This window comes from uncultured Oscillibacter sp. (assembly GCF_910579365.1).
GTDB lineage: Bacteria > Bacillota > Clostridia > Oscillospirales > Oscillospiraceae > Oscillibacter.
In genome coordinates, this window is sequence record NZ_CAJTUX010000117.1 from 1 (window position 1) to 5,092 (window position 5,092).

4 protein-coding genes and 1 pseudogene are annotated in these 5,092 nt (G+C 63.2%); all 5 read right to left on the reverse strand.

The window, feature by feature from the left end:
* Positions 1-2,046 (reverse strand): ABC transporter permease (locus tag QZ329_RS14885; protein ID WP_295753789.1); only part of this gene is annotated, 2,046 nt, incomplete at its 3' end.
* Between the two features lie 2 nt (positions 2,047-2,048).
* Complete coding sequence (locus QZ329_RS14890; RefSeq protein ID WP_295753790.1) at positions 2,049-2,738, reverse strand: ABC transporter ATP-binding protein; 690 nt, start codon at positions 2,736-2,738, stop codon at positions 2,049-2,051.
* Between the two features lie 110 nt (positions 2,739-2,848).
* Positions 2,849-3,745 carry a HAMP domain-containing sensor histidine kinase gene (locus QZ329_RS14895; protein WP_295753792.1) on the reverse strand — a complete coding sequence of 299 codons (897 nt, stop codon included), beginning with the start codon at positions 3,743-3,745 and terminating at the stop codon, positions 2,849-2,851.
* A 6-nt stretch (positions 3,746-3,751) separates the two neighbouring features.
* Positions 3,752-4,447: a response regulator transcription factor gene (locus tag QZ329_RS14900; protein ID WP_295753793.1), complete on the reverse strand. Its 696-nt coding sequence runs from the start codon at positions 4,445-4,447 to the stop codon at positions 3,752-3,754.
* A gap of 58 nt (positions 4,448-4,505) precedes the next feature.
* Positions 4,506-5,092: pseudogene (locus QZ329_RS14905) on the reverse strand (peptide chain release factor 3); the annotation flags it as partial.

Sequence of the window (5,092 nt, forward strand, 5' to 3'; positions counted from 1 at the left end):
CTGCACCAGGGCGCAGACGGTGTAGTCAATATCCTCGTAGACCTTGGCCCGCTCTCCCCAGGAACGGCCGCTCTCGATGGCGGTATCCACGTCCGTAAAGATTTCTCCGGTGTCCCGGTAAAAAAATTCCATCTCGGTGATATAGCGGACCGTCACGGTATCTCCCAGCTTAGCCCAGTTGCTGTCCCATTGGGTGGAGTTGTAGTCGTCAGGCCGGTAGACGGCGGCAATGGCGTTCTGCGTGGGGTCCGACAAGGGAGCCAGGTCTCCCTCCAGCACATCCAGCAGGCTCAGAGGAAAATCTTCCATGCCGTACAGCTGCAAGCCGGTCTCCAGAAGCCCGTTGGGGAGACGTTCCGTAAGCTCTATGATCTGGTCGACAACCTCCGGGGAGTTATACGTTCCATAGCCCATCCGGAGCCAGTCCTCGGTGACAAACTCCTTCACGGCGGAGACATTGCCATACACCCGTCCGCTCTCCTCCACGCCGTCCTGGGCGTTGACATCGGAAATGATCTCCTCCGGCACCGCCTCGTCCGTGGAGCGGAAGCCGCCGCTGGTCTGAAAGTAGGCCGCGTCCCCCAGGATGAAGTCCACGTCGGCGTTCTGGGCCAGGTACTTGTTCATGTCGAAGCCGGTGGCGAAGGTATAGGTAATCGTGGCCAGCACCACCGCCAGGGTCAGGGAGAGGACCGTCACCACGGTTTTCCCCCGGCTCCGGCCCAGGTTGGCCCAAGCCATGCCCGGCAGGGACGCGCCGCTCTGGGCCTTGCGGACCTTCTCCCGCTTCCCGGCTTTTTTCGGCCCGCCGCCCTCGGTATAGCGCACGGCCTCCACCGGGGAGACCTTCGCCGCCATGCGGCCCGGACGGGCGCAGGAGAGGAACACGGTCAGCAGGGCGAACAGCGCCGCTCCAATGAAAATCAGGGGATTGAAGGAGACGAAGGCGTTCTTGTAGCTCAGCTGGGCCATGATGACCGGGGTGAGCTTGTTGCCGATGGCAAAGCCCAGGAGCAGTCCAATGGGGATGCCGATAAGGCTGAGAAGCAGGGCCTGCTGCCGGACGACGCGCTTGAGTTGCTTGCCGGTGGTGCCGATGGTTTTCAGCAGACCGTAAAACCGGATGTCGTTGGTGACGGAAATCTGAAAGACGTTGTAAATAATCAGGTAGCCTGTGAAGATAATCAGCAGCAGCAAAACCACAATGGCGATCAGCGTGGAGATATCAAAGCTGTTGGAAAGCTGGGCCCCGGAGTAGCCCCAGTTGACGCCGATTCTCAAGTAATTCTCCCCCTGGGGGTCGTCGTGCTGATAGCCATGGTTCTCCAGGACCTGAAGGATGTTCTCCTCAATCTGGAGGTCGTTTTGGAACATCATGTCCAGGTTCCATTCACCGGTCATGGAGTAGGGGTCCCCGCTGCCCTGGGCGCAGAACTCCTCGGCGGCGGAGCGGGGCAGGAGCACGTTGCTTGCCACCAGGGCGCTGTCGTACTCCCACCACCCCGAGAGGGTGAAGGTCCGGGTGACCAGCTTCCGGTTGGAGGTGTTTTCGTCAAGGTAGAAGGAAATGGTGAATTGCGCGCCCACCTTCGGCTCCACCCCCAGAAGGGCCAGAACGCGGGTGTCCGTGGCGGCCTCATCGGTGCCCTCCCGGGGGAGGGTCCCTTCGACTGGCTGGCAGAAGTAGTGGGGCGCGGCGGCGGGCTCCAGGTAGGAGACCTCCACATGGGATTTGTTGAAGGGCGGGTCTATGGGCATACCCACGAACAACCGGGCGAAGTCCCCTTGAATCAGCGGGTCCGTCCGCATTTCCTCCACCTGCTCCCAGGTGAGGCCCTTGATGGTGCCGTGAAAGTCGCCGCCCGCCTGGCGGAAGTTCTCCTGCTGGAAGGAATAGTTGATGGAGGCGGCGATGGTGAAGAGGGACGTGAAGAGCACGGTGGTCAGGGCGATGGCCAGCACCGCCACGATGTTCCGGGTCTGGGCGGCTTTCATGGAGCGCAGCCCTAAGCGGCGGATGCAGCCCTGGTTGGCAACGCGGATCATGGTCACGCCTCCTCTCCGGTGCTCCGGGAGGAGCGGATTTTCCCGTCCTCAATACGGATGATGCGGTCCGCCATCTGGGCGATTTCCTCGTTGTGGGTAATCATGACAATGGTCTGGGCGAACTTCTGGCTGGTGATTTTCAAAAGGCTCATCACGTCCTGGCTGGTCCGGGAGTCCAGGTTTCCCGTGGGCTCGTCGGCCAGAATGATGGCGGGCTTGGCCGCCAGGGCCCGGGCGATGGCCACCCGCTGCTGCTGGCCGCCGGAGAGGTTGTTGGGCAGGTTCTGAAGCTTTTTCTCCAGACCCAGGGTCTCGATGATCCGGTCCACATAAGGCCCGTCGGGCTTCTGCCCATCCAGCTGGATCGGCAGAACGATGTTCTCATAGACGCTGAGGACGGGGACTAGGTTGTAGTTCTGGAAGACGAAGCCAATCTTCCGGCGGCGGAAGATGGTCAGCGCCTCGTCCTTCAAAGAGAAGATGTCCTTCCCGTCCACAGTGACGGAGCCGGAGGTGGGCCGGTCCAGCCCGCCCAGCATGTGGAGGAGGGTGGATTTTCCGGAGCCCGAGGTGCCGACGACGGCGGCAAACTCCCCCTTCTCCACCCGTAAATCCACGCCGTCCAGGGCCCGGACCTCCGTCTCGCCGGAGCCGTAATGCTTTCGCAGGTCTTTTGTTTCCAAGATGGTCATATCCAATACCTCCAAGAAGTAAAGTCTGTACTGCCTTTCGACAATACAGACTTTACACGAGGAATCTTTCCACAATCTTTCTGAAATCTAACAATCCTGACAGAATCTCCTCAGCCCCTGGGCAGGAAGAGGGAGAATTTCGCCCCGTGTCCCGGCCGGGAAAAGACCCTGACATAGCCGCCTTGTCCCCCGGCAATCTGCCGGACCAGGTACAGCCCCACGCCCACGCCCTCCGTCTCCGAGGCGCCCGGGCCCCGCCAGAACCGCCGGAACACCTCCGTCAGCTCCTCCTCCGAAAGGCCGGGGCCGGTGTCGGCCACGTCGACGCGGGCAAAGAGCTCATAGGCCTGGGCGCTGACCGTCACCCGTCCCCCGGAGGGCGTGTACTTCACGGCGTTGTCAATCAGGTTGCACACCGCCTCCTCCGTCCACTTGGCGTCAAAGACCGCCGTCTCCTCCCGGACCTTCAGCGTCAGGGCCAGCCCCTTCTGCGTTGCTGCGGGGCCAAACTGGGCCACAGCCTCCTCCAGCACCGGAGCCAGGGGCCCGGGCCTGGGGCGGAAGGCCAGCATCCCCGTCTCCAGGCGGGAGGTTTTCACCAGCGCCTCAATCAGGGACTGGAGCTTCCGGGCCTGACTTCCCAGAGCGGCAGTGTACTCGCCGCAGTCCGGATCCCGTTCCTCCAGCAGCTGGGTGTAGAGCAGCACATTGGCGATGGGGGTCTTGGTCTGGTGGGAGATGTCCGAGATCAATGCCTTGATCTTGTCCTTCTCCTCCTGAAGGTTCCGGGCGGAGACGGCGGAGGCGCTGAGATAGTACGCCAGCTTCGTCTCCACGGCGGAGAGAAGGCTTTCGTCAAAGGCCTCCTCCCGGAACTCCCCCCGGATGGCCCGGTCCAGCATCTCATCCAGACGGAGGAGCAGGCGGCGTGTCCGCCGGCGGTTCCAGAGGAGCAGCGCCAGAAGCGCCGCGGCCAGAGCGGCCAGACAGAGGGTTCCCGTCTCCATCGCGCCTCAGCCCTCTCTTTCCCCCAGGGACCAGGTATAGCCAATGCCGTAGACCGTCTTCAGGTAACGGGGCTTGGAGGGGTTCTCCTCCAGCTTGCCCCGCAGGCGCTTCACCGTCACGGACAGGGCGTTCTCGTCCACGTACTCCGCTCCGTCGGTCCAGATGCGGTCCACCAGCAGCCCTCGGGGCAGGGTGCGGCCCCGGTTCTCCACCAGAAGGCGGAGGAGCTTTTGCTCCGTCTTGCTCAAGTCGACGAGCTGCCCGTCCCGGCGAAACTCCATGCCTGCGAAGTCAAAGGAAAACGCCCCCAGAACCACGGGACCCTCCCGGGCGGAGTCCGTCCCCTTCCGGCGGAGCTGGGCGTTGACCCGGGCCCGGAGCACCGCCAGGGAAAAAGGCTTGGTCACATAGTCGTCCGCCCCGGACTCCAGCCCCGCCACAATGTCGGTCTCCATGTCATTGGCGGTGAGCAGGATGACCGGCACGGTGCTCTCTTGCCGGAGCTCCCGGAGGAAGTCCAGCCCGTTTCCGTCGGGGAGGTTCACATCCAGAACCAGCAGGTCAAAGCTCCCCGCCCCCAGGGCGGACCGGGCGGCGGAGAGGGTCCGGCAAAGGGAAAGCTCCGCCTCCGGCCCCTTGAGGGCCAGGCACAGCCCGTCCCCCAGGGCCCGGTCGTCCTCCGCAATCAGAATTCGCTTCACGCCGTCCCTCCTTTCCGGCCCCCGTCCGGAAGGGCCCCTCCCCGCTCCGGGGCCGTCCTCAAGACACGCTCAGAGCGTCCTCCAGCACCAGACCGGGATTGTGTTTTGTCAAAAAGCCCACGGACCACTCCCCGCCAAAGGCCACCAGGAGCCGTCCCTTAAAGTCCTCCAAAATGGCGGCCCCGGTGCAGAGCACCAGCTCGTCGGGCTTGCAGGAGCACGCCGTGATGAGCCGCAGATGGTCGTAGGGCAGGCCCTCCATATAGAGGTCCACGCCGTACTCCGCCTTCATGCGGTATTGAAACACGTCGAACTGCAAGGTGCCGACGACGCCTACCACCACTTCCTCCATGCCGCCGCCGGGGCGCTTGAAGATCTGAATCGCGCCCTCCTGGGCGATCTGCTCCGTGCCCTTGATGAACTGCTTGCGCTTCATGGTGTCCTTGGGGGAGACCCGCATGAAGTGCTCCGGCTCAAAGGTGGGGATGCCCGCGTAGCGGAACTTCTTTCCCGGCACGGTGACGGTGTCCCCGATGGAGAAGATGCCGGGGTCGAAGACGCCGATGATGTCCCCGGCGTAGGCCTCGTCCACGATCTCCCGCTCCGCGGCCATCATCTGCTGGGGCTGGCTCAGGCGCATTTTCC